The sequence below is a fragment of the Actinoplanes sp. NPDC024001 genome (assembly GCF_040638955.1).
Taxonomy (GTDB): Bacteria; Actinomycetota; Actinomycetes; order Mycobacteriales; family Micromonosporaceae; genus Actinoplanes.
In genome coordinates this window covers 31,852-54,670 of record NZ_JBEZZB010000011.1, presented here as the reverse complement: position 1 = coordinate 54,670, position 22,819 = coordinate 31,852, and the positions used below count along the sequence as shown (strand labels likewise).

Genomic DNA, 22,819 nt, shown 5'->3' with positions numbered 1-22,819 from the left:
GGAAGGCGCGCCACCGGTGCGCGTGTTCCAGCGGCTGATGCGCTGACGACCGGCCAGGAATCAGCCCAGCGGCGGCCCGTTGAGCGCAACGTACGGGTCGAAGCCGCCGACGAAGTTGAGCTGGATCCTGCCGTAGAGCCGGTTGTCGGTGCCCCGGACGAAGACCTGGTCGGCAACCGTGCGCCCGAACTGCGGCGCCCCGCCAGTCGCCACCGGGTTGCCGGTAGCGATGCCCCGCAGATTGACGAACCCGCCGAACCGGGTCGAGCCGGGCGGCCGCCGGTTCAGGTAGACGTTGCCCGTGGTCCCGCTCACGTGCAGTTGTAGGCCGTTGTCCGAGGACACCGACACCGACACGTCACTGGTGCAGACGCCGCCCAGGTTGACCCAGCCGGGGTTGTCGAAGTTCCACGTGAACAGCGCACGATCCGGGGCCCGGCGTACGAAGATCTCGTTGCCTCGCAGGTCGGGCATGCCGCCGTTCTTGGACAGGGTCGGGTTGCCGAAGGCAACGAGGTCGCCGACCGCGGTCCACGGCGACACGACGCCGGTGGTGTTGTTGAAGACCATGGAGTGGATGCGCGAGTCCGAGCCGCGGGCGGCGAGCCGGATGTTGACGGTGAAGTCGAGCGGGCCGGTGAGGGCCGCGGAGATCTCGCTGGTGAGGAACCCGCCCAGGTTGACCCAGCCCTGTGGGGCTCCTTGGATGAGCAGGTTGGTGTAGAGCGCGCCGTCGTCCAGGCCACGCGCGAAGACCCGGACCTGCGGCGCGTTGCTGCCGCGCTGTGGGATGGTGACCGCTGCGATCTCGCTGGAGATCAGCAGCCCGGGGATCACCTCGAAGCGGGACGGGGTGTTGCCCAGCGGCGCGAAGGCGGTGATCGCCTGGTTCGCCGTGTCCCGGGCGAACACATGGGTGCCCTCGAGGCCGGCGACAGCGGTGGGGTCGCCGACGACCTGCTGTCCGATGGAGACGAAGTCGGCGTGGCTGTTGGTGAACGGGGTGCCGCGGCTGAACAGGATCGACCCGTCCAGGCCGCGCGCGACGATGAACTTGCCGGTCGGGTCGACCGCCGGGGTACTGGGCGTCCTGGTATCCGACGGCAGCGGGGCCGCCGCTGCCGTCGCCGGAACCGCCGTGCCGGTGAGGCCGATGGCCGTCGCGAGGGCCGCGAGGGCTATCGATTTCGAAGTACGCAGTCTGCTGAGCACTGTGCCTTCCTCCCTTGTCCTTTGCGGGTGAGACAGCCGCTATCTGCCGTCTCATTCGCAAGGCACGGCCGGGCGGATGGCTTGTCGCCTGATTTCGTGGCAAGAGGCCGGCCGAGGCGGTACGCGCGGAGATCTACGTCGGAGGCGACGGAGATTCCGCGGACCGGAACAGGCGTGGCGCGAAGTCGACCAGGTTCTTCTGCCACGTGTCCCACCCGTGCGGGCCCGGGGTGACCCCGGCGAACTCGTATCTGATGCCGAGCCGGTCGAAGGCGTCCAGCGTCGCCATCGTGATCGGGTACGTGAAGTCCGTGACGTTGCCCGTGTACACCCGCAGCAGCCTCGTACCGGCGTTGATCGCCGCCACGTCGTAACCTGTCGGCTCGCCGAAGACGCCGGCGGAGAAGGTGCCGATCCAGGCGAACTCGCCCGGGTGCGACCGGAGCACGTCGAGCGTCTGGAACCCGCCCATCGACAGCCCGGCGAGCGCCTGTCGTTGCGGCTCGTCGGAGATGTGATAGCGGGCCCTCGCCGCCGGGATGATGCCGTCGAACAGTTCCCGGGACAGACTCGGCACGTTGCCGTTGGCCATTACCACCACCATCGGTACGAGCGCTCCGTCCCGGAAGTGGTTGTCGAGGATCTGCTTGGCGCGGCCCATCTCGACCCAGTCGGTGTAGTTCTGTCCGCTGCCGTGCTGCAGGTAGAGGACCGGATACGGCTCGCGGCGCGCCGGGTCGTAGCCCGGCGGTGTCCACACGTACGCCTCGCGATCCTCCGCCGCCACAGTGCTGCGGTAGGCCAGCCGTTCCAGGGCACCACCGCGCCCGGCGGGAACGTCGGCGAGCAGGCGTGCCCGCCTGCCGGGTACCAGGAACGTGCTCCACGTCGGTTCCGAGGTGACCCGTGACGGATTCGAGGTGTCCTTGTACGACACCCGGTCGACGATGAACTTGTAGTAGTAGAACCAGGGCTTGAGCGGCCCCACCGTCACCCGCCACCGGTCGCCGGCCCGGGTCATCGGGACGTTGACCCAGCTGCCGCCGGGCGCCCAGTTGCCCCAGAGCGTGACGTGCTGGGCGCCGGCGAACCCGGTGCCGGTCTCGACCGTCATGAACGTGTCCCCGTTGGCCTCCCGGGACAGCCACGGCGTGGGCGTGGTGCCCGGCGGTGGCGGTGTGAACTCGTGTCGCAGCGGCAGATGACCCGCGCTGGGACCGCGGTCCGGGGCCGCCCGGAAGAGCCGGGGCAGGAAGTCGGCCAGGTTCTCCTGCCACGCCTTCCAGTTGTGGCCGGCATCCGGATTCACCCCGTCGAACTCGTGCCGGACGTGCGCCTTGCCCAGCGCCCCCAGCAACCGGTAGGTCGGGTTGTACGCCGGGTCGGTGCGGTTACCGGTGTAGAGCCTCAGCAGTCTGGTACTCGCGTTGACCGCCGCGGCTTTCACGCGCGGAACCCCATCGGGCAGAATCCCACCGAACGATCCGGCCCAGGCGAACTCGCCCGGGCGCGTCAGCACGCTCCGCACCGCGCCGGCGCCGCCCGCCGACGCGCCGGCGACCGCCCGATGCGCGGCATCGCGGGCGACATGGAACCGGCCGTGAACGGCCCGGACGAGTTGCGCCAGCGGGCCGTCGGTCCGATCGCCCATCACGACCACCATCGGTTCCATCCGGCGCTGGATCGACAGGTTGTCCAGAATCTGCCCGGCACGCCCGAGTTCGGTCCAGTCAGCGTGCCCTCCCCCTGCACCGGGCTGCAGGTAGAGGACCGGATAGGGCCGCCGCCGGTCGGCGTCGTACCCCGGCGGGGTCCAGACCGTCGCGGTCCCGCCCGGATAGGCGATGGTCTCCAGTGCCCCGCCGCTTCCCGCCGGCACATCGGCGATGAGCCGCGCGGAGTCCCCCGGCACCAGGAACGTGCTCCAGGTCGGCTCCGAGGTGACCGCGGTCGGATTCGTCGCGTCCTTGACGATCTTGGTGTCGTCACCGCGGAAGCGGTAGTGATACAGACCCGCCGGCAGCGGGCCGATCCTCGACGTCCAGGCGTTGCCGGATCGCACGAGCCCGAGTTCGGACAGGTTGAAGGACGGGCCGAAGTTCCCCTCGACGACGACGGACGTGACGTCGCCCATGGCGGCGCGGATGTCGTCGGCCGGCACGGCGAACGACGCGAAGCCGTCGGACACGGTCAGCCATGGCGCCGCCGCCGCTGCCGGCTGCACCGGGCCGGCAGCGGTGGTGACGCCCACCGCGACGGTGACGAGCGTGGCACCGATCCGGCGCGTGCAGAATCGGCGGGTGCGCCGCTGAGGGCGAGATGTCGTCGTCATGTCAGCTACCTATCGGCGCGGAGCGCCCGCGGCGAGCGCCAGATCCTGCTGCAGCACGTGGTACTGGCCCTTCGGGTTCAGCTGCTCGTCGTAGATCAGGGCAGCGCCCTCCTGCGGGTCGGAGAACCAGCCCGGCACCCACGAGTAGGCGTCACCGAAGCCCCACGGCGTGAACGAGATGCAGGCACGCACGGCCAGGCACGCTTTCAGCGTGCGCGACCAATAGCTCTCCTGAGCGTACGGGGCCAGCGCGTTCACCGGCTCGTTGACGGCGTCCGCCTTGGTCAGCGTGCGCACGTCCACCTCGGTCAGCGCCACCTTCTGACCCAGCGCGGCGAAGCGCTGCAGGTTGCTCAACAGGTCGGGGTAGCCGTACTGGGTGGACAGGTGACCCTGGAACCCGACGCCGTGGATCGGCACCCGCTGCGCCTTCAGCGACTGCACCAGGGCGTACACCGCGTTGCTCTTGGGCCCGGTGAACTCCAGGTTGTAGTCGTTGTAGAACAGCAGGGCCTTGGGGTCGGCCTGGTGCGCCCAGCGGAACGCGTCGGCGATGTAGCCGATGCCGCCCCAGGCCTTGTACCAGATGGTCTGGCGGGGCTCCCCGTTGTCGTCGAAGGCCTCGTTGACCACGTCCCACTGCCAGACGTCACCCTTGAAGTGGCGCATCTGCGCGAAGATGTGCTTCTTCAGGGCCGCCTTCACCTCGTCGTTCGACAGGGTGGTGGTGTATCCGTCGGTGGACAGCCAGGCGGGCAGCTGGTTGTGCCACAACAGCGTGTGGCCCCGCACCAACTGCCGGTTCTGCTTGGCGAACGCGACCATCTGGTCGGCCTTCTCCCAGGTGTAGGTGCCGCGGACGGCCTCCACCTCGGACCACTTCATCACGTTCTCCGCGGTGACGCTGGAGAACTGCTCGGCGGTGATCTGCGTGTACTTCTCGTTGGTGCCCAGCTCATCCATGTTGACCGCGGTGCCGATGCGCAGGCCCACCTTCGCGGCGAGCGCCCGCAACGAATCGGCCGGGTAGGCCTGGCCCGGTGATGGTTTGGCGGCCGGCGAGCCGGCGCCGGCCGCGGCGGAACCGGCGAAGGCGAGCTGTCCACCCAGCAGCGCTGTGGCACCGGCGACAGCGAGAGAAAGCCAAGGACGACGCACGGGGACTCCTTGCGAGGGGGAGGGACGGAGCGTTTCTCGAAAGTTTCGGTCTCGTTTCGTAAGTAACGAACGAAGGCAATCTATGCCTCGCTGTCCAGGCGGTCAAGAGCGCACCCCTCAGCGACTCGACCCGAGTACTGCCCGGAATCACACTGCGATTACTATTTGCGTACGATGTCCGGGTGGGGGAAGTGAACAAGCACGTCGGAACACACGGCCGGGTCGACAGCGTCGATCATCGGCTGCTGTTCCTGGCGGTGCCGACGCCCGTGCTCGTGCTCGACACGCACCTGGTGATCGTCGAGGCCAACGACGCCTACCTGGACTCCACCATGCGCAGCCGCGAGGAACTGGTAGGCAGGCCGGTCTTCGACGCGTTTCCCGACAACCCCGACGACCCGGCCGCGAGCGGCGTGCGCATGTGGGGAGCCTCGCTGCGGCGGGTGCTCAGCGGTCGGGTCACCGACGTGATGGCGATCCAGAAGTACGACATCCCGCGGCCTGAAGGTGGTTTCGACACCCGGTACTGGGCGCCGGCCAACGCTCCCGTGTTCGGCGCGGACGGTGAACTGCGCTGGATCCTGCACCGCACCGAGGACGTCACCGCCTTCATGCAGGCCCGCGGAGACTCCTCCGCGCTGGACGAGCTCACCGCCGAACTACGGACCCGGACCGAGCAGATGGCCGCCGAGGTCTTCGCCCGGCGCGAGCTGCAGGAGCAGAACGAAACTCTGCACGCGCTGCTCGACAGCCTCGACACCGCCGTCGTCGGCTGTGACGCCGCCGGCCTGCCGGTGCTGTTCAACGAGGGCGCCCGGCGGCTGTTCGGTGACCTGCTCGACGGGGTGACGATCGACCAGTGGGCGCAGCGTCGCTCTCTGTTTCACCCGGACGGACGGCGCATGCACGGCGAGGACCTGCCGCTGGCACGCGCGCTGCGTGGGGAACGGATACGGGATGTCGAAGTCGTGGTCCGGGCGCCCGCGGCGCCGCGGCGGTACTTCCGGGCCAACGGCCGGCCGGTGTCCGGCCACCCCGGGCTGGCCGCGGTGGTCGCGCTGCACGAGGTGACCCTGCACCGTCGCGCCGCCCGCTACAAGGAATGCGAGCTGGAGATCTCCCGGCTGACCTCCAAACCGAACCCACCCCAGGAGATCCTGGCCCGGATCGTGGAGGTCATCGGCAGCAGAGCGGGCTGGACGGCGGCGGAATTGTGGACCGTCGACGACGTCGCCCGCGTACTGCGCCGCGCCAGCTGCTGGGCCGAGCCCGGCTATGGCCGGCCGTACCAGCTGCCGGACCCACTGCTGTACGGCCAAGACATCCCAGGCCGCGCCTGGCAGAACGCGGCCCCGGTGTGGGTAGCGAACCTGCACGCCGACTGGGGGCCGCTGCGCGCCGCCCTGGCCACTCCGGTTCCCAGCGGGTCGGCCATCCTGGCGGTGCTGGTCTGCTACAGCGACACCGCCGAGGCCCCGGACGACACCCGCACCGCGATCATGACCGGCATCGGCGCGCACATCGGCGAGTTTCTCGCCCGTCGCCGCGCCGAACGCCTCGCCGCCGAACTGGAGCAGTCCCGGGACGAGTACATCGCCCTGGTCGGCCACGAGCTACGGACTCCGCTGACCAGCGTTCAGGCCTACACGGAGGTGATGCTCGACGACCCGGACACATCCGAGGAACAGCGGTCCATGCTGGAGGTCATGCGGCGTCACACCGATGCTCTCAACGGCATCGTCATGAAGCTGCTCGACGTGTCGGGCATGCGCTCCGGGCACATCGACCTGGACGCCCGGCCCATGGATCTGGCCACCGTCGTGCACGCGGCGGTCGACGCCGCCCGGACGGCCTCGACCGTCCCGGTAGCGATCGAGGCGAACACCCCACCGACAGCACCGCTGCACGGTGATCCCGCTCGGCTGCGTCAAGTCGTCGACGAACTACTCGCCAACGCGCTCACCCGGGCCAGCCCCGGCAGCACCGTCGGAATCAACCTGCGCTGCGACCCGCACACCCTCACCCTGGCCGTCTCCAACACCGGGAACCGCATCCCCGCCGACGAACGCGGCCGGCTGTTCGACATGTTCTTCCGCAACGACGCCGCCCGCCACGGCGGCATCCCCGGCACCGGACTCGGCCTCACCATCGCCCGGACCATCGTCGAACAACACGGCGGCACCATCGCCGTCAGCGAACCCGACGAAGCCGCCACCACCTTCACCGTCCGCCTGCCCACCGCACCCGGCAACCGCCCAGCGGCCACCTGACACCGGCGGTCAGCGGTTGCGGGCCATGCGGCGCGTGATCGCGTATCCCAGGCACGCCCCGATGATCCACGGCGCCGCGGCGACGATCGGGTCGAGCGGGTGGTGTTTGACGTCCGCACGGTTGCGGCCCAGCCGGGAGCGCAGCCCGTGATGCGACAGTTCGCCGCGCATCCCGGTCTCGGCGATCAGCCGGTCCGGGCGGCCGGTCAGCAGAGACAGCACCCGGCTCTCCGCCACGTCCACCCGGTCGGCCGCGAGCAGCAGCAGCCAGTGCGCGGCGCGGCCCTCGCTGTACTTGGCGTACGAGTACTTGCGGATCGCCCCGGACAGCCCGCGCGGCGGGCAGGACGTGCCGAAGACCGGGGTGAGGAACTTGTGCTCGATCGAGCGTTCCCGCGGCCACCGCTCCGGCTGGCGTTCCGGGAACTCCCAGTGCGCGCCGCTCAGATCCGGGTCGAAAACCTCCTGCGGCACCGACGGCCGGTCCTTCGGGTCCAGGTCGGCGCCCCAGCCCGGGATCCGGGCGCGCAGCTCGTCGCTGGACTCGGCCAGCTTGGGCTTGTCCGGTGTGTAGGCCATGACGTCCTCTCCCCTACGCGGCGTTCGGCACGATGATCGGCTTGATGCAGTCGTCCAGCTTCGCCGAGAAGATGTGGTATCCCTCGGCGATGTGCTCCAGCGGGATCCGGTGCGTGACCAGGTCGCTGGGCTTGAGGTAGCCGTTGCGGACGTGCTCGAACAGGCGCGGCCACTGGCGTTTCACCGGGCACTGGTTCATCCGCAGGGTGAGCCCCTTGTTCATGGCGTCACCGAACTTGACAGCGCTGCACATCGGTCCGTAGGCGCCCATCACCGAGACGGTGCCGCCTTTGCGTACCGAATCGATCGCCCAGTTGAGCGCGACCGGTGAGCCGCCCTGCAGCTTGAGCTTCGCGGCCGTGACGTGCTGCAGCAGGTTGCCGTCGGCCTCGGCGCCGACGGCGTCGATGGCCACGTCGGCGCCGAGATGATCGGTGATCTTCTTCATGTGCACGACGATGTCGTCGTACTCGGCGAAGTTGTACGTCTCGGCGTGCGCGAACGTGCGGGCCTTCTCCAGCCGGTAGTCCAGGTGGTCGATGACGATCACCCGTCCAGCGCCCATCAGCCAGGCCGACTTGGCAGCGGAGAGCCCGACCGGGCCGGCGCCGAAGACCACCACCGTGTCGCCCTCGACGATGTCGCCGAGCTGGGCGCCGAAGTATCCGGTGGCCACCGCGTCGGTGAGCAGCACCGCGTCGTCCTCGTCCATCCACTCCGGGATCGGGCTCGGCCCGACGTCGGCGAACGGCACCCGGACGAACTCCGCCTGGCCGCCGTCGTAGCCGCCGCAGGTGTGCGAGTAGCCGTAGATGCCGCCGACCGCGGTGGCGTTGGGGTTGACGTTGTGGCAGTTGGAGTACAGGCCGCGGGCGCAGAAGAAGCAGGAGCCACAGAAGACGTTGAACGGCACCATCACCCGGTCGCCGGGTTTGAGCCGCTGCACCGACGGGCCGACCTCGTCGACCACGCCGACGAACTCGTGGCCGAAGGTCATCCCGACCCGGGTGTCCGGCATCATCCCGTGGTAAAGGTGCAGGTCGGAGCCGCAGATGGCGGCACGGGTCACCCGGACGATCGCGTCGTTCGGGTGTTCGATCGCCGGCCGGTCCTTCTCCTCGACGCGCACGCGGTACGGACCGCGGTAAACCATGGCTTGCATCAGCGCCTCCTGCAGCGGCCGGCATCGGATCTGCCGCAGCACTGGCTACCCCCGGGCAACGCCGGCAAACAGCGACGCCGGCTTCGGTCCCTTGCCCGTCCTCTGCTGCGACCCCCGTGACTACGCCCGTGACGGTCACTGGGGCGATCGGGGGCATCCGCACGCGAGCGTGAAGGGGACACAGACACGACAGAAAGACGGGAACGCCATGCGGAAGCTGGACGTCAGGTTCGACAGTCAGGGCATCGAACTCGCCGCGAACCTCTACCTGCCCGACGGCGCGGGCGAGCGACCGCTGCCGGCCGTCGTGGTCGGCCACCCGGGTACCGGGGTCAAGGAACAGGCCGCGGGCCTGTACGCCTCGCTACTCGCCGAGCGCGGCTTCATCACGATCGCGTTCGACGCCGCCTACCAGGGGGAATCGGCCGGGCTGCCGCGCGGGCTGGAGGACCCGGCGCACCGCATCGAGGACCACAAGGCCGCGGTGAGCTACCTGACCACCCGCCCCGAGGTCGACGCCGACCGCATCGGTCTGCTCGGCATCTGCGCCTCCGGCGGCTACGGACTCAACGCCGCGGCGAGCGACCACCGCGTCAAGGCCGTCGCCACGGTCAGCGGCGTCGACATCGCCCGCCAGTTCCGCCATGGCGCCGACGGCGACCAGGACCCGGCCGTCTTCCAGGGCATGCTCGACGCGGCCGCCGCGGCGCGCACGGCCGAGGCCGCCGGCCAGGGCGAGCAGACCTTCCAGCTGTTCCCCGACACCATCGAGCAGGCCCGCGCGCTCGGTGGTCAGCACGGCTACGAGGGCTTCGAGTACTACTGCACCCCGCGCGGCGGGCACCCGCGCTCGACCAAGCGGCTGACCTGGACCAGCATCGACCACCTCGCGCTGTTCGACGCGTGGGCCGCGGTCCCGCTGATCGGGCCGCGCCCGGTCCTGGTCATCGTCGGCCGGCGCGCGGTGACCGCGTGGATGAGCATCGACTCGTTCCAGCGGGCGGTCGGCCCCAAGAGGCTGGTCTTCATCGACGGCGCCAGCCACGTCGACCTCTACGACAAGCGCGACTACGTCGATCCGGCCGTCGACGAGCTCGACGCCTTCTTCACCACCAACCTTGCCGCCGCGCCCGAACCGGTCGCGGCCTGACCGAACGTCGTCCCACTCCCCGATGTCCGGGCTGAGCGCCGGCGCCGCACGCCGTGAAGCGTGCGGCGCCGGGCGTGTCGCGTCAGTGGTGGGCGGGAACCACGGCGTGGCCGCGACCCCGGGCGATGAGCCACCGGTTCACCGGGACGGTCACCACGAAGGCAACCGCGAGGGCGAAGGCCAGTGACAGCCAGAAGGTGAGGGAGGCGAGTCCGGCGTCCATCGCTCCGGGGATGGCCAGCAGCACCAGGTTGTCGACGAGTTCCATCACGGCGATGGACAGGGTGTCGGCCACCAGCGCGATGCGGATGGCCTGACGCCAGGGCAGGCCGGTCCGGACCACGCGGCGTGCGGTCAGAGCGTAGCCGAACAGGAACGCCAGCGTGACCGCGAGGGCGATGGTGGCGCCGTCGCTGAGGCCCAGGGTGGTGCCGATGGCCATGCCGAGGACTTCGCCGATGGCGCAGCCGGTCAGGCAGTGCAGGGTGGCGCTGATCGCCATGTTCCACCCCGCGCCCGCCGCGGCATGGTGGGCATGCTCGCTCAAGATCAAAACCTTTCCGGGTACGGCTAATGGAAGCGTTGGATGAACGTGAGGGCGGTGTCGGCGACTTCGCGCCAGCCGCTGTCGATGGTCAGCGAGTGACCGCGGCCGGGGATCTCGACGATCTCGGTGATGCCGGGGTTGTCCTTCTGCTGTTTGTAGGAGGCGTTGGCGATGGCCCACGGCACGGTGTGGTCCTTCTCCCCCGAGATGATCAGCAGCGGGCCGCGGTCCGGGTTGCCGGTGTCGACCTTGACCTCGGTCCACGGGTTGAGGTTCGCGGTGGCGGCCTGGAACAGCGGCTCGCCGGAGGCCGGGACCGCGTAGGTCGCGTACAGCTGCCGGGCCTCGTCCTCGGTGACGGCGTTCGCGAAGCCGTAGCGGAACTGGTCGTAGGTCAGCGGCACGGCCCGGTGGTAGTTGGCGGGGTTGCCGATCACGACGCTGGCGACCCGCAACGCGGAGATCGGCAGCGGCAGCACGCCCCGAAACGGCGCCGGGTCGATCGCCACCGACGCGGCGGACAGGCCGCGGCCGGCGCTGATCTGGGTGAGCAGCCCGCCGAACGAGTGGCCGATGATCGCCGGTTTGCGGTCCAGCTTGCCGATCAGGTCGCAGAAGTGGTCGGCGACCTGCCCGACGCTCTTGTTCGCGAACACCTCCGGGTGGGCGTTGGCCTGCTCCACCGTGTCCGGGTCGTCCGGCCAGCCCGGCAGCACCGGGGCGTAGCCGGCCTCGGCGAACACCTCGGCCCACCGCTGCCAGCTGGTCGGCAGCAGCCACAGCCCATGGATGAACACGACCGGCGGTTTCCCGGAGGCGTTGGCGGCTTCGATCTGGGCCAGGTCGGTCTGCAGGCTCATGTCAGTTCTCCTTCAGGGCGGTGCGCAGGAACGCGATGGCCTGGCTGATGGCGGCGCGGGCGGCGTGGGTGTCACGCAGCGCGTTGAGCATCACGAAGTCGTGGATGATCCCCTGGTAACGCACGGCGGTCACCGGGACGCCGGCGGCGCGCAGCTTGGCGGCGTACGCCTCACCCTCGTCGCGCAGCACATCGGCCTCGGCGGTGATGATCAATGCCGGCGGCAGGCCGGCGAGCTGGCCGGTCGTCGCTCGCAGCGGCGACGCGGTGATCTGCGCGCGCTGGGCCTCGTCGGTGGTGTACTGGTCCCAGAACCAGCGCATGGCGTCACGGCGCAGGAAGTAGCCCTCGGCGAACTGCTCGTAGGAGCCGGTGTCGAAGTTCGCGTCGGTGACCGGGTAGAACAGCACCTGCGCGGCCAACCTCAGATCGCCGCGCTCCTTGGCCATCAGGGTCAGCGCGGCGGACATGTTGCCGCCCACCGAGTCACCCGCGACCGCGATCCGCGAAGCATCCAGGCCGTGCTCGGCGCCGTGCTCGAGCACCCATCGGGCGACCGCGTAGTTCTCCTCGATCGCCGTCGGATACTGCGCCTCCGGCGACAGGCTGTAATCGGGGAAGACCACCGCCGCCCCGGCTCCGGCGGCCAGCTCCCGGGCCAGCCGGTCGTGGGTGTGGTTGTTGCCGAACACCCAGCCGGCTCCGTGGATGTAGAGGATCACCGGCAGCGGACCGTCGGCGCCGTCGGGCCGGAAGATCGTCAAGGCGGGCTCGGTGAACGACACCTTCGTCGTTCCCGGCACCTCCACCTCAGGACTCTGCACCTCGTCGACGGTCTTGCGACCGGCGACCGGGCCGAGATCGAACAGATACGGCGGGTTCGCCGTCGCGTCGGCGAACGCCTGCGCGGCAGGCTCCAGCACGGGGTGGGACATCATGTCTCTCCTGGAAATCGGGTGTGTCAGGACTGCAGGAAAGCCAGCAGATCAGCGTTGAACCGCTCGGCGTGGGTTTCGGTGAGCCCGTGCGCGGCGCCGGGATAGAGCAGCAGCGACGCCCGGTCGAGCAGCGCCGCGGTGGCCCGGCCCGCGGTGTCGGCCGGGGCGATCCGGTCGGCGTCGCCGTGCACGATCAGCGTCGGCACCCGGCAGGCCGCCACGTCGGCGTGCAGGTCGACCGCGGTGCAGGCGGCGAGAGCGGCGTACGCGTTGTGCGCCCCGGCCTGCAGCGCCTGCCACTGGAAGGCCAGCCGGACCCCGGCGGAGACCCCGTCGCGTCCGTAGTAGACGTCCGCGGCCAGGTCGGCGTAGAGCTGGGCGCGGTCGCGCAGCGAACCCTCCAGCAGCGCGGCGGCGACCGCCGCCGGGACACCGCCCGGGGTGACGGTCGAGGCCAGCACCAGCCGCTGCACCCGGTCGGTGCCGTGCCGCCGCAGATAACGGCAGACCTCGGCGGTCCCGGTGGAGCTACCGACCAGGCTGAACGCGCCGAGCTCCAGGTGCTGGACCACCAGCGCCAGGTCGTCGGCGTAACCGTCCAGATCGTTGCCGTCCCAGGTCTGCGCGGACCGGCCGTGCCCGCGCCGGTCATAGGCGATGACGCGGAACCCGTGCCGGGCCAGGAACAGGGCCGGCACCTCCCACTGGTCGCTGTGCCGCGGCCAGCCGTGACTCAGCACCACGACGGGTCCGCCGCACGGTCCCCAGTCCCGGTAGTACAGCTGCGCGCCGTCCTCGGCGATCACGTAACCCACGCAGCGATCTTCGGTGCCGCGGGAACCGCGCCGAAACACGTGATTCGTAGTCTTGGGACGGGGCAGCTCGTGGGAGCGTGGCGCTGTTAGTGTCGCGCTCGGCTACGACGCGACAACGGGGATGTGCATGGCCGGGGTGCCAGTGATCGGCCGCGAGACCGAGCGGGAACTACTGTCTTCCAGCCTCCGGGCTGTTCGGCGCGAGGCGAGCCGGGTGCACGTGGTCACCGGTGATCCGGGCGTCGGCAAGACCGCCCTGATCGAGTCGGTTCTCGCCGACATGCCGGAGATGCGGCTGCTGCGGTTGCGCGGCGTTCAGGTCGAGCAGGATCTGCCGTTCGCCGCTGTGCAACGGCTGTTGCGCGGACACGAGGAACGGGTGGCCGCGCTGCCCGACCCGTACCGTGAGCCGCTGCTCGCCATCGTCGGGATGGAGCTGGACCGGCAGGTCAACCGGGCCGTGCTCGGCATGGCCCTGCTCGCGCTGCTGACCGAGTTGAGCGCCGCGGGACCGGTCGTCTGCTGGGTCGACGACGCGCACTGGCTGGACACCGAGTCCGCCGCGGCGCTGACGTTCGTCGCGCGCAGGTTGCGGAGCGAGCGCATCGCCATGCTGTTCGCGACCCGGCCCGACAGCGGGCCGGCCGTGTTCACCGACCTGCCGGCGCTGCCGCTCGGCGGGCTCGCCGCCGAACCGGCGCGCCAGCTGCTGCGCAGCGTCGTCGAGCAGCCGGTCGACGCCGGCGTCGCCGACCGGATCGTCACCGCGGTCGGCGGCAATCCGCTGGCCATCGTCGACCTGTCCCGCGAACTGACCACCGGCCAGCTGACCGGCCGGTCCGCGCTGCCCGAGCCGGTGCCGGTCGGCGACACCCTGGAGCAGCACTACCTGCGGCACGTCGAGCGGCTGCCCGACGACACCCGCCTGTGGTTGCTGATCGCCGCCGCCGAGGACACCGGCGACGGCGCGACGATCGCCCGGGCGGCGCAGGCCCTCGGCCTGCAGGCATCCAGCGCGGAGCCGGCCGAGCAGGCCCGGTTGATCAGGTACGGCGGGTACGTCGAGTTCCGTCATCCGCTGGTCCGGGCGGCCGTCTACAACGCCGCCAGCACCGTACAGCGGCGCCGGGTCCATGCCGCGCTGGCCGGTGCCCTGTCCGGCGCACGTGACGCCGAGCGGCGGGTGTGGCACCTGGCGGCCGCCGCGGACGGTCCCGACGAGACGGTCGCCGCCCAGCTGGAGGCTGCCGCGGAGCGGACCGGCGACGCCGGCGGGTCGACCGGCCGGGCTGCGCTGCTGGTGCGCGCCGCTGCCCTGTCCGGCGAGGGTGAGGGCCGCATCGCCCGTACCCTCGCGGCGCTGGAGTCGTCGGTGCGCGCGGGCGCGTACGTACAGGCTGATGCCCTGTTGCAGAGCCTGGCCGGTCACCGGCTGGCGGGAGCGGCCCGCGGCCGCGTCCTGGTCGCCTCCGCGCGCACCGCGGTGATGTTGTCCGCACCGGGTGCCGGCGCCCGGCGCCCGGCGATGCTGATGGAGGCGGCGTCCGCGTTCGGTGGTGGCCTCGCCTGCCGCGACGCCCTGTTCGAGGCGTTCCTGGAGGCGCTCACCGCCGACGACCTGATCGAGGGCACCAGCCTGCCCGCCATCGCCCGGCGCGTCCGCGACAGCGCCGGCGATCTGCCGGGCACCGTCGGATGTCTGCTTCTCGCGCACGCCACCGCGGTGCTCGACGGCGTCGCGGCCGCCGCCGGGCCGCTGCGTGACGCCGTGCGCGGCTACCTGGACCCGTCGATGTCGGACGACGACGTCATCCTGGCGGCGCGCGCCGCGATGTGGGCGGCGCATCTGCTGTGGGACAGCGACCTGCGGCTGCGTGTCCTGGATCGGGCGGAAACCGTGATGCGTCGCCGCGGCGCCCTGTTCGACCTGGTCCATCTGCTCAACAGCCGGGCGATCTGCATCACCGACGAGGGGCGCCTGCGCACCGCCACCGCGCTGATGAGCGAGGCCGAGCAGGTGCGGTTGTCGATCGAGATGGCGCCGCACATGGTCGGCTACCACCTGGTCAACCCGGAACTGGCGGCGCTGCTCGGCGAGGAGACCCTGCTGCGCGAGCAGCACGAGGCCGCCGTCGCCGGCATGACCTATGTCGGTGCGGGTGCGCTGGTCACCTCTCACCGGATCGCCCTGATGCTGCTGGAGATCTCCCGCGGTGACTATCCGGCGGCGGATGTGATCGCGCGACGCCTCGACCACGGACCGTCGACGCGGACCGGCATCCGCGCGCTGCCCGACCTGGTGGAGTGCGCTTCCCGGGTCGGCGACCGGGGCCGGGCCCGCGGATTGCTGGCCCGGTTCGCCGAGCACGCCCGGGCCGGCGGCACCGACCGCGCGGCCGGGCTGCTGGCCCGCTGCCAGGCTCTGGTCAGCACCGACGAGACGGCCGAGCGGCACTATCTGCGGGCTGTCGAGTGTTCCGCGGCCGTCCCTCTCGACCTGGCGCGCACCCACCTGCTCTACGGCGAGTGGCTGCGCCGGCAACGCCGGCGCCGGGACGCGCGCAGCCAGCTGCGTGCCGCGGCGGACCTGTTCGACACCATCGGCGCGCGCCTGTTCGGCGACCGGGCCCGCAGCGAGATCGAGGCCACCGGCCATCGGGTTCCGGCGCGCCCGGCAAGCGGGAGTGACGCGCTCACACCGCAGGAGACGGCGGTGGCCGAGCTGGCCCGGACCGGCGCCACCAACCATGACATCGCCAACCGGTTGTTCATCTCGCCGAACACCGTCGACTACCACCTGCGCAAGGTGTTCCGGAAGCTGGCGGTGACGTCACGGCGCCAACTCGACGACGTACTCCCCCGCGATTCCTGATCATGTCCGCGGCCGCGTGCCAATGCGGTGGTGACCGGCACCGCCATGGAGACCGACGGCCTCGGCGCCGAGTTCGGTGCTCAGCGACGGCCATCGACAGTTCACTCATAGACACCATCAATGCCTCCGGAAGGCAGGGGTGGTCCTGGAAAGCTGAACCTGCATCTTGAATCGAGACAACTCTCCGCTGATGTCTGCCAGGCCCGTTTCCTGCACACGTGAACGGATGAACAATTGGCATAACTGAGGCTTGAAGTGCGGCAACGTTCACCGGCATAAGATCCGCTCTATTACGCTGCCACTCGAACGGTGGAAAACCGTAGCTAAGCACCTTTACGCTCACGTACATGGACGTGGAGCATTCCGCGGGGCGTTTTCGCAGGAATCGATCACTCATCGCGTGGTCACTACTGACGATGGCCCTTGTCGCCGTCTGCGCAGTATTGGTTAGTGCGGATCCTCGCGGCTTCGGCGCCGACCACCTCTGGGTCAACACCGACTACCGGACCAAGCTTGCCCCTTTCTACGACGGCAAGAAGATCTTCGGCCAATGGGCACTCCTGGAAAATCAGTGGGACGCAGAGCAAATCAAGACCCGGTGTCCGGATTTGACCGATGAGATTCCCATGAACAACCAAGGGCGCAACGGTAAGGACATTATCGAGATCGACTTGGACGGCCATCGCTACTGCATCCTTCAGGGCGAGACCGTCACCGTCGACGACTTGGAGATCGGGCTTGTAGGGATATCCAGGGATTGGGTTTCCATGCCTGATCCCGCGACCGGCGAACAGATTCCTTTCGGAAATGCCGAACTTACGCTTCAGCGCACCAATCAGCCACTTCTCGCCACAGGCCTGTTGCTGGCCACCGCGCTCGTTGGCGTGACGCTTGCCAAGTTGATCGATACGGTCACTGCCGGCTCGTCAAAGAACCGAACATCGCGCAGGAATGAGCTCAACGACACGGTGCACTGACCGGGTAGGCAAGGTCGGGGCGGCGTCGCCGCGATCCACCAGGATCGTCTCAGCGTCTGCGCCGCCGGGGACGATCGCCGAGGCCAGGCGCGCTGCCGAGCTAGTGGGGCGCCGGCCGTAGCCGGGTCGCGGGCGCGGTGCCGGCACCGGAACTTCCCCTTCGTCGAGAGCACGCGAGCACCCGCCGACCGGGACGGGCGTGCTCGCGTGGGTCGTTCAGCAGCGACGCGCCGCCGGCTGCAGCGACGGGCTCACCCAGCCGTTCTCGGCCGGGTTGATGGTCAGGCCGGGCGGCACGATCTCGTCGATGCGGTCCAGCACGTCGCCGGAGAGCACGACGTCCGCGGCGGCGAGCTGGGACTCCAGGTGATCCATGGTGCGCGGACCGATGATCGGCGCGGTGATCGCCGGGTGGCGCAGCACGAACGCGATCGCCAGCTGGATCAGCGTCAGCCGGGCGTCGTCGGCCAGCCGGGCGAGCTGCGCGGCCGCCTCGAGCTTGCGCTGGTTCTCCGGCAGCGACAGGTCGAAGCGGGCGGCGGGGCGCTTACGCGCCTGCGACATCGGGCCTTCCTGCGCGTCCTTGCGGTAGAGGACGGACAGCCAGCCCCCGGCCAGCGGACTGTACGGGATGACGCCCATCCCATACCGCTGGGTGACCAGCAGCACCTCGTTCTCGATGTTGCGTACCAGGATGTTGTACGGCGGCTGCTCGGTGACGAACCGCTCCCGGCCTCGTCTTTCCGCGACCCACTGCGCCTCGACCATCGTCGACGGCGGGAACGTGGAGTGGCCGAGGTAGCGGATCTTGCCGGCGCGCGGACGAGGTCGGTCAGCGCGCCCAGGGTCTCGTCGAGGTCGACCGCCGGGTCCCATCGGTGGATCTAGTAGAGGTCGAGGTAATCGGTGCCAAGCCGGCGCAGCGAGTCCTCCACCGACTTCATGATCCACCGGCGTGAGCCGCCGCGGTGATGAATGATCTTGATGCTCTCGTCGTGGTCCTTGGTGCCCCAGTCACCGAACATCATGGTGCCGAGGCACAGCTTTCTGACGTGGACGCCCGTGCGTCCCAGCGGTCGCAGTTCCATGGTGAAATGCCTCTCTGGTCACTCGGTGGGCAGCAGCCGGATAGTCACCGCGGGCGCGTCGGGGCCGGTGACGGAGCCGACGATCGCGGGGCCGTACCGGTCGTACTTGCGGTGATCGGCCGCGTCGATTGCCGTCCTGCGTGCCCGGCTCGGCCTCGCGGATGCGTCCGATGCCGGAGGCCCGGGCGCGGCGGAACCAGCGTTCGCCATCAGTCCAGGTCATCGAAAGTTCCTCTCAGGGGCGGACGAGGACCTTGAGCGCCGCGCGGTCGACCATCGCCCGGCAGGCGTCCGGGGTCTGCTCCAGGCTCCTTAAGCGTCCCGGAGTCGCGGCAGGATCGAGCAAGCCACCCGGCGGCGTACTGCCGAACCTGGCCAGGTTGCTCTTTCTCGATCCATCACGCGGTCAGGAACCGACGTGGATGCCGGGCCGGTTCGCCGGGTCCGGCTCGTGCTTACGGATGATCTCGCGGGTGACCGGAGCGGTGTCGCCGCGCCCGAGCAGGAAGTACCGGACCATGTGCACGAGCGGGCTGCCCTCCGCCCAGGCGAAGTAGCAGTGCGGCCGCACGCCGGTGGTGTCGCGCAGCGTGAGCAGGATCGCGGCGATCGCGTTCGGCGCGGCCGGCGCCTCGGCGCGCAGCACCCGGTGGCCGTCGATCTGGACGCCGCGCACGGTGAGGGTGTTGCTGAACTCCGACGGGTCGATCACGTCGATCTCCAGGAAGATCACGTCGGCGCTGCCCGGCACCGGGTTGTCGTAGCGCTGCTCACGTTCCTTCTGCTCGTACTCGGCGGCATCGCCGGCCTGCCGCCGGTTGGTGATGAGATTGATACGCCCGTCGTAGCGCAGCGTGTCGGTGATGAATCGGCGGGCGGCCTCGTCGAACTCGATGCGGTCGGCGCGCAGCTCGGTGGTGCGGGCGACCCGGGAAACCAGCGAGACGGTGACGATCCCGGCGATGAACAGGCCGGAGATCGCGATGCCGTCGGGCTTCTCGAGGATGTTCTCGATCAGGGCGTACAGCAGCACCGCGGTGAGCAGGCCGAAGCCGATGGTGGCCAAGCCGCGCCGATGCCGCACCGCCCACACGGTGACCGCGAACGCGCCGGAGACCATCATCGCGAGGATGCCGGTGGCGTAGGCGCCGGACTGGGCGTTGACGTCGGCGCCGAACGCGATGGTGATGATCACGCTGATCGCGGTGTAGACGAGCACGACCGGCCGTACCGCGCGGCCCCACTCCGGCGCCATGCCGTAGCCGGGCAGATAGCGGGGCACGATGTTGACCAGCCCGGCCATGGCCGAGGCACCGGCGAACCACAGGATCAGGATCGTGGAGATGTCATAGGCGGTGCCGATCGCCTCGCCGAGCTGTTCGTGGGCCAGCCACGCCAGGGCTCGCCCGTTGGCCGCGCCGCCCGGCGCGAACTCCTCGGCGGGAATCAGCACGGTGGTGACGACGCTCGCCGCCAGCAGGTAGACGCTCATGATGACCGCGGCCGTGGTGAGCAGTTTGCGGCTGTTGCGGACTCGCGATCGCATCCGCTGCTGCTCGTCGGCGCCGTCCGCGGCGACCAGCGGCATCATGCTGACCCCGGTCTCGAACCCGGACAGGCCGAGCACCAGCAGCGGGAAGGCGAGCACCGCGGGGCCGAGCACCCCGAGGCCACCACCGAGGTCGGTCAGCGCCGCCGTCCACGTCGACCACGCCGACGGGTCGGCCGCGATCTCGGCGAACCCGGCCCCGATGATCAGCGCGTTGAGGGCGAGGAAGACCGCCACCAGCGGGATGGCCACGCTGACCGCCTCGCTGAACCCCAGCAGGAAAACCCCACCGAGTACGAGCAGCAGCGCCACCGTCAGCGCGACCTCGTGCCCGTGCAGGAATCCCGGCAGGTACGGGTTCTCCACCATGTGCACGGACGCGTCCGCCGCCGACAGGGTGATCGTGATGATCCAGGAGGTGGCCACGAAACCGAGCAGGATCAGCACGAACAGCTTGCCCCGCCAGAACGGCAGCAGCCGCTCCAGCATCGCGATCGAGCCGGCGCCGTGCGGGCTCTCGTTCGCCACCCGCCGGTACATCGGCAGAACCCCGAACAGGGTCAACGCCACGATCAGCAGCGTGGCCAGTGGAGAGACCGCGCCGGCCGCGGCGACCGCGATCGCCGGCACGTAGGCCAGGCTGGAGAAGTAGTCGACTCCGGTCAGGCACATGACCTTCCACCAGGAGTGCTGTTCGGCGTGCGCCTCCCCCGCCGCCGGACCGACCGGCTGGACCTGGTGCCGCAACAGCCATCCCGCGAATCCGTACGAGGGGGGTAGCCGTCGCTCCGGCGACTCGACCACCGCCGGGATCACCGGGTCCGCCGCCGGTGTCGTGGTATCCATCTGGGTCTTTCCGTCCGTTGCACGTTCTGGCACGGCCGTTCACGCTACGTCCCGGTTCTGCCCTCGACCGCCTTCCCGGCAGCGCCGGGGCGTATAAAGAGCGTTAATAAACTGCCGGCCAGCCGCCGGGCGAGGCGCTGAGCGGTGCCCGGGGTGAATCATGGGCCGGTGGAGTCGACCTGGGCACAGTTGCTGGTGGGCGTACTGGCAATCGTCGGTGTGTTCCTGGCCTTCGTCCTCGGAGTGGGGCTGCTGGTCTGGTCGCCGCTGTCGCGGCCGGCGCCGGCGCCAGCGCCGGCCCGGAGGCGGCGCGGTGCGCGGTTGCGGTCGCTGCTCCACCATCTCTGGCTGCGGGCGCGCGCAGAGGTACGGCGCTGGCACACCCCGGCCGCGGTGAGTGTCCTGTTGCGGCAGGCGGTGGCACATCCCGCGCGCATGGTGGTGCTCGGCTTCGCCGCCGCCGTGGTGGTCGGCTCGATGGCGCTGTCACTGCCGTTCGCCACCGCCGGCGGCCACCGCGCGGACCTGGTGACCGCCGTGTTCACCGCCACCTCGGCGGTGTGTGTGACCGGCCTGGTCATCGAGGACACGGCGACGTACTGGTCCGGGTTCGGCGAAGGGGTCATCCTCGCGCTGATCCAGATCGGCGGGTTCGGGATCATGACCCTGGCGTCGCTGCTCGGCCTGCTCGTCGCCCGCCGGCTGCGGATGCGGCTGCAACTCGGCACCCAGGCCGAGACCAAGAGCATCGGCGTCGGTGACGTGCGCCGGGTCGTCCTCAACGTCCTGCGGATCAGTGTCGGCGTCGAGGTCGCGGTGGCCGCGATCCTGACCTGGCGGTTCGCCGACGGTTACGGCCGCGCTCCGGGGCACGCCCTCTACCTGGGCGTCTTCCATGCGGTGTCGGCGTTCAACAACGCCGGGTTCGGCCTTTACGCCGACTCGCTGATGGGCTTCGTCGCCGACCCGATGATCTGCCTGCCGCTGTGCGCAGCGGTGGTGATCGGCGGCATCGGCTTTCCCGTGCTGTCCGAGCTACGCCGTGAACTGCGCACTCCGCGCCGCTGGTCGATCCACACCAAGATCACCCTGGGGATGACCGGGCTGCTGCTCACCGCCGGATGGCTGGCCATCGGCGTCGCCGAGTGGTCGAACGCGGCTACCCTGGGCCGGCTCGGCCTGGTGGACAAGCTGCACGCCAGCTTCGTCGCCTCGGTGATGACCCGCACCGCCGGCTTCAACAACCTCGACATGTCCCAGCTGCGCGACATCACCCTGCTCGTCCACGACGCGCTGATGTTCATCGGCGGCGGCAGCGCGGGCACCGCGGGCGGCATCAAAGTCACCACCTTCGCCCTGCTCGGGTTCGTCATCCTCGCTGAGATCCGCGGTGAACCCAGCGTGCACGCCCTCGGTCGGCGGCTGCCCGCCGGAGTGCAGCGGCAGGCGCTGACCGTCGCGCTGCTCAGCGTCGGCGTCATCGCGACGTCCACCCTGGCCCTGCTCGCTCTGACCCCGTTCTCGCTGGACCGGGTGCTGTTCGAGACGATCTCGGCGTTCGCCACCGTGGGGCTCTCCACCGGCATCACCGCCCACGTCGGCACCGCCGGGCAGGTCATCCTGATCCTGCTGATGTTCATCGGCAGGCTCGGCCCGATCACCGCCACGGCAGCACTCGCGCTGCGGGAACGCACCCGCCGCTACGAACTACCCGAGGAGCGACCCATCGTTGGCTAGGAAGACGACCGACAACCGTATCGTCGTGCTCGGCCTGGGCCGCTTCGGCGGCTCCCTCGCCCTGGAGCTGATGCGCCAGGACTGGGAGGTGGTCGGCATCGACTCCGATGCCGCGGTGGTGCAGAGCTACGCCGACCAGCTCACCCACACCGCCATCGCGAACACCACCGACGAACAGGCGCTGCGCCAACTCGGTGTGCACGAGACCGCCCACGCCGTGGTCGGCATCGGCACCGACCTCGAGGCCGGGATCCTCACCACCTCGCTGCTGGCCGACCTGGGCGTGCCCAACATCTGGGCCAAGGCCATCAGCCGGCAGCACGCCCGGATCCTGCAGCGCGTCGGCGCCCACCACGTGGTGCTGCCCGAACACGAGATGGGCGAACGTGTCGCCCACCTGGTCACCGGCCAGATCCTCAACTTCATCGAGTTCGAGGACGACTACGCCCTGGTCAAGACGCTGGCGCCGGAGGAGGCATACGACCGGACCCTGGCCGACGCGGGGCTGCGCGCCAAGTACGGCGTCACCGTCGTATCGATCAAACGGCCGGGCGAGGAGTTCACCTACGCCACCGCCGACACCACCGTCTACGCCGGTGACATCCTCATCGTGGCCGGCCGCACCCGCGCCGTGGAGACCTTCGCCAACCTGGCCTGATACCCGGAGCGCGGCTGCCGTACAGGGCTGCAGGATCCGGTCGCGCCGGCGGCTGAATTGTGTTGCCGGG

18 protein-coding genes are annotated in these 22,819 nt (G+C 70.0%); 6 read left to right on the top strand and 12 right to left on the bottom strand.

Annotation, left to right across the window (positions count from 1 at the left end; translation table 11 throughout):
- Positions 1 to 60: 60 nt before the first annotated feature.
- The 3 genes from AB0F81_RS06700 to AB0F81_RS06690 form a co-directional block, all read right to left on the bottom strand.
- A complete protein-coding gene (locus tag AB0F81_RS06700) occupies positions 61 to 1,212 on the bottom strand; it encodes a hypothetical protein (RefSeq protein ID WP_360192078.1) in 1,152 nt (383 codons plus the stop codon).
- Between the two features lie 133 nt (positions 1,213 to 1,345).
- Positions 1,346 to 3,544 (bottom strand): alpha/beta hydrolase-fold protein, encoded by a 2,199-nt coding sequence (locus AB0F81_RS06695; RefSeq protein WP_360192075.1) that lies wholly within the window; start codon positions 3,542 to 3,544, stop codon positions 1,346 to 1,348.
- Positions 3,545 to 3,553: 9 nt separating this feature from the next.
- Positions 3,554 to 4,702 carry an endo-1,4-beta-xylanase gene (locus AB0F81_RS06690; protein ID WP_360192072.1) on the bottom strand — a complete coding sequence of 383 codons (1,149 nt, stop codon included), beginning with the start codon at positions 4,700 to 4,702 and terminating at the stop codon, positions 3,554 to 3,556.
- Positions 4,703 to 4,884: 182 nt separating this feature from the next.
- Here AB0F81_RS06690 and AB0F81_RS06685 point away from each other — a divergent pair, with 182 nt between their 5' ends.
- Complete coding sequence (locus AB0F81_RS06685; RefSeq protein ID WP_360192069.1) at positions 4,885 to 6,972, top strand: ATP-binding protein; 2,088 nt, start codon at positions 4,885 to 4,887, stop codon at positions 6,970 to 6,972.
- A 9-nt stretch (positions 6,973 to 6,981) separates the two neighbouring features.
- Here AB0F81_RS06685 and AB0F81_RS06680 read toward each other — a convergent pair whose 3' ends face one another.
- Both AB0F81_RS06680 and AB0F81_RS06675 read right to left on the bottom strand, forming a co-directional pair.
- On the bottom strand, positions 6,982 to 7,551 hold the full coding sequence (locus tag AB0F81_RS06680; protein ID WP_360192066.1) for a hypothetical protein: 570 nt from the start codon (positions 7,549 to 7,551) through the stop codon (positions 6,982 to 6,984).
- Between the two features lie 13 nt (positions 7,552 to 7,564).
- Positions 7,565 to 8,713: a zinc-dependent alcohol dehydrogenase gene (locus tag AB0F81_RS06675; protein WP_360192063.1), complete on the bottom strand. Its 1,149-nt coding sequence runs from the start codon at positions 8,711 to 8,713 to the stop codon at positions 7,565 to 7,567.
- 208 nt (positions 8,714 to 8,921) lie between these two features.
- Between AB0F81_RS06675 and AB0F81_RS06670 the strand changes: the two genes are divergently transcribed.
- Entirely contained in the window at positions 8,922 to 9,863 is a 942-nt protein-coding gene (locus tag AB0F81_RS06670) for an alpha/beta hydrolase (protein WP_360192060.1), read from the top strand.
- Positions 9,864 to 9,945: 82 nt separating this feature from the next.
- Here the strand turns inward: AB0F81_RS06670 and AB0F81_RS06665 are convergent, their stop codons facing one another.
- Genes AB0F81_RS06665 through AB0F81_RS06650 form a run of 4 tightly spaced genes read right to left on the bottom strand, consistent with a single transcriptional unit; the run spans position 9,946 to position 13,022 of the window.
- Entirely contained in the window at positions 9,946 to 10,410 is a 465-nt protein-coding gene (locus tag AB0F81_RS06665; RefSeq protein WP_360192057.1) for a DUF4396 domain-containing protein, read from the bottom strand.
- A 23-nt stretch (positions 10,411 to 10,433) separates the two neighbouring features.
- The gene (locus AB0F81_RS06660) at positions 10,434 to 11,270 is read right to left on the bottom strand and encodes an alpha/beta hydrolase (protein WP_360192054.1); all 837 of its coding nucleotides are present in this window, start codon (positions 11,268 to 11,270) and stop codon (positions 10,434 to 10,436) included.
- Between the two features lies 1 nt (position 11,271).
- Positions 11,272 to 12,207 carry an alpha/beta hydrolase gene (locus AB0F81_RS06655; RefSeq protein WP_360192051.1) on the bottom strand — a complete coding sequence of 312 codons (936 nt, stop codon included), beginning with the start codon at positions 12,205 to 12,207 and terminating at the stop codon, positions 11,272 to 11,274.
- A 23-nt stretch (positions 12,208 to 12,230) separates the two neighbouring features.
- On the bottom strand, positions 12,231 to 13,022 hold the full coding sequence (locus AB0F81_RS06650) for an alpha/beta hydrolase (protein WP_360192048.1): 792 nt from the start codon (positions 13,020 to 13,022) through the stop codon (positions 12,231 to 12,233).
- 127 nt (positions 13,023 to 13,149) lie between these two features.
- Between AB0F81_RS06650 and AB0F81_RS06645 the strand changes: the two genes are divergently transcribed.
- The gene (locus AB0F81_RS06645) at positions 13,150 to 15,894 is read left to right on the top strand and encodes an AAA family ATPase (RefSeq protein WP_360192046.1); all 2,745 of its coding nucleotides are present in this window, start codon (positions 13,150 to 13,152) and stop codon (positions 15,892 to 15,894) included.
- A gap of 347 nt (positions 15,895 to 16,241) precedes the next feature.
- Complete coding sequence (locus tag AB0F81_RS06640; RefSeq protein WP_360192043.1) at positions 16,242 to 16,871, top strand: hypothetical protein; 630 nt, start codon at positions 16,242 to 16,244, stop codon at positions 16,869 to 16,871.
- 216 nt (positions 16,872 to 17,087) lie between these two features.
- On the opposite strand, the gene AB0F81_RS06635 is transcribed toward AB0F81_RS06640, so the two are convergent.
- The 3 genes from AB0F81_RS06635 to AB0F81_RS06625 all read right to left on the bottom strand — a co-directional run bounded on the left by AB0F81_RS06635 (position 17,088) and on the right by AB0F81_RS06625 (position 20,354).
- Entirely contained in the window at positions 17,088 to 17,639 is a 552-nt protein-coding gene (locus tag AB0F81_RS06635) for an aldo/keto reductase (protein ID WP_360192040.1), read from the bottom strand.
- 116 nt (positions 17,640 to 17,755) lie between these two features.
- Positions 17,756 to 17,959, bottom strand: coding sequence for an aldo/keto reductase (locus AB0F81_RS06630; protein ID WP_360192037.1), 204 nt, complete (start codon positions 17,957 to 17,959; stop codon positions 17,756 to 17,758).
- A gap of 406 nt (positions 17,960 to 18,365) precedes the next feature.
- Positions 18,366 to 20,354 (bottom strand): amino acid transporter, encoded by a 1,989-nt coding sequence (locus tag AB0F81_RS06625; protein WP_360192034.1) that lies wholly within the window; start codon positions 20,352 to 20,354, stop codon positions 18,366 to 18,368.
- A gap of 168 nt (positions 20,355 to 20,522) precedes the next feature.
- Between AB0F81_RS06625 and AB0F81_RS06620 the strand changes: the two genes are divergently transcribed.
- Together AB0F81_RS06620 and AB0F81_RS06615 are read left to right on the top strand one after the other, a co-directional pair.
- Positions 20,523 to 22,091 carry a potassium transporter TrkG gene (locus tag AB0F81_RS06620; RefSeq protein WP_360192031.1) on the top strand — a complete coding sequence of 523 codons (1,569 nt, stop codon included), beginning with the start codon at positions 20,523 to 20,525 and terminating at the stop codon, positions 22,089 to 22,091.
- Positions 22,084 to 22,749 carry a TrkA family potassium uptake protein gene (locus AB0F81_RS06615; protein ID WP_360192029.1) on the top strand — a complete coding sequence of 222 codons (666 nt, stop codon included), beginning with the start codon at positions 22,084 to 22,086 and terminating at the stop codon, positions 22,747 to 22,749. Before AB0F81_RS06620 ends, AB0F81_RS06615 begins: the two co-directional genes overlap by 8 nt.
- Positions 22,750 to 22,819 lie beyond the last annotated feature (70 nt).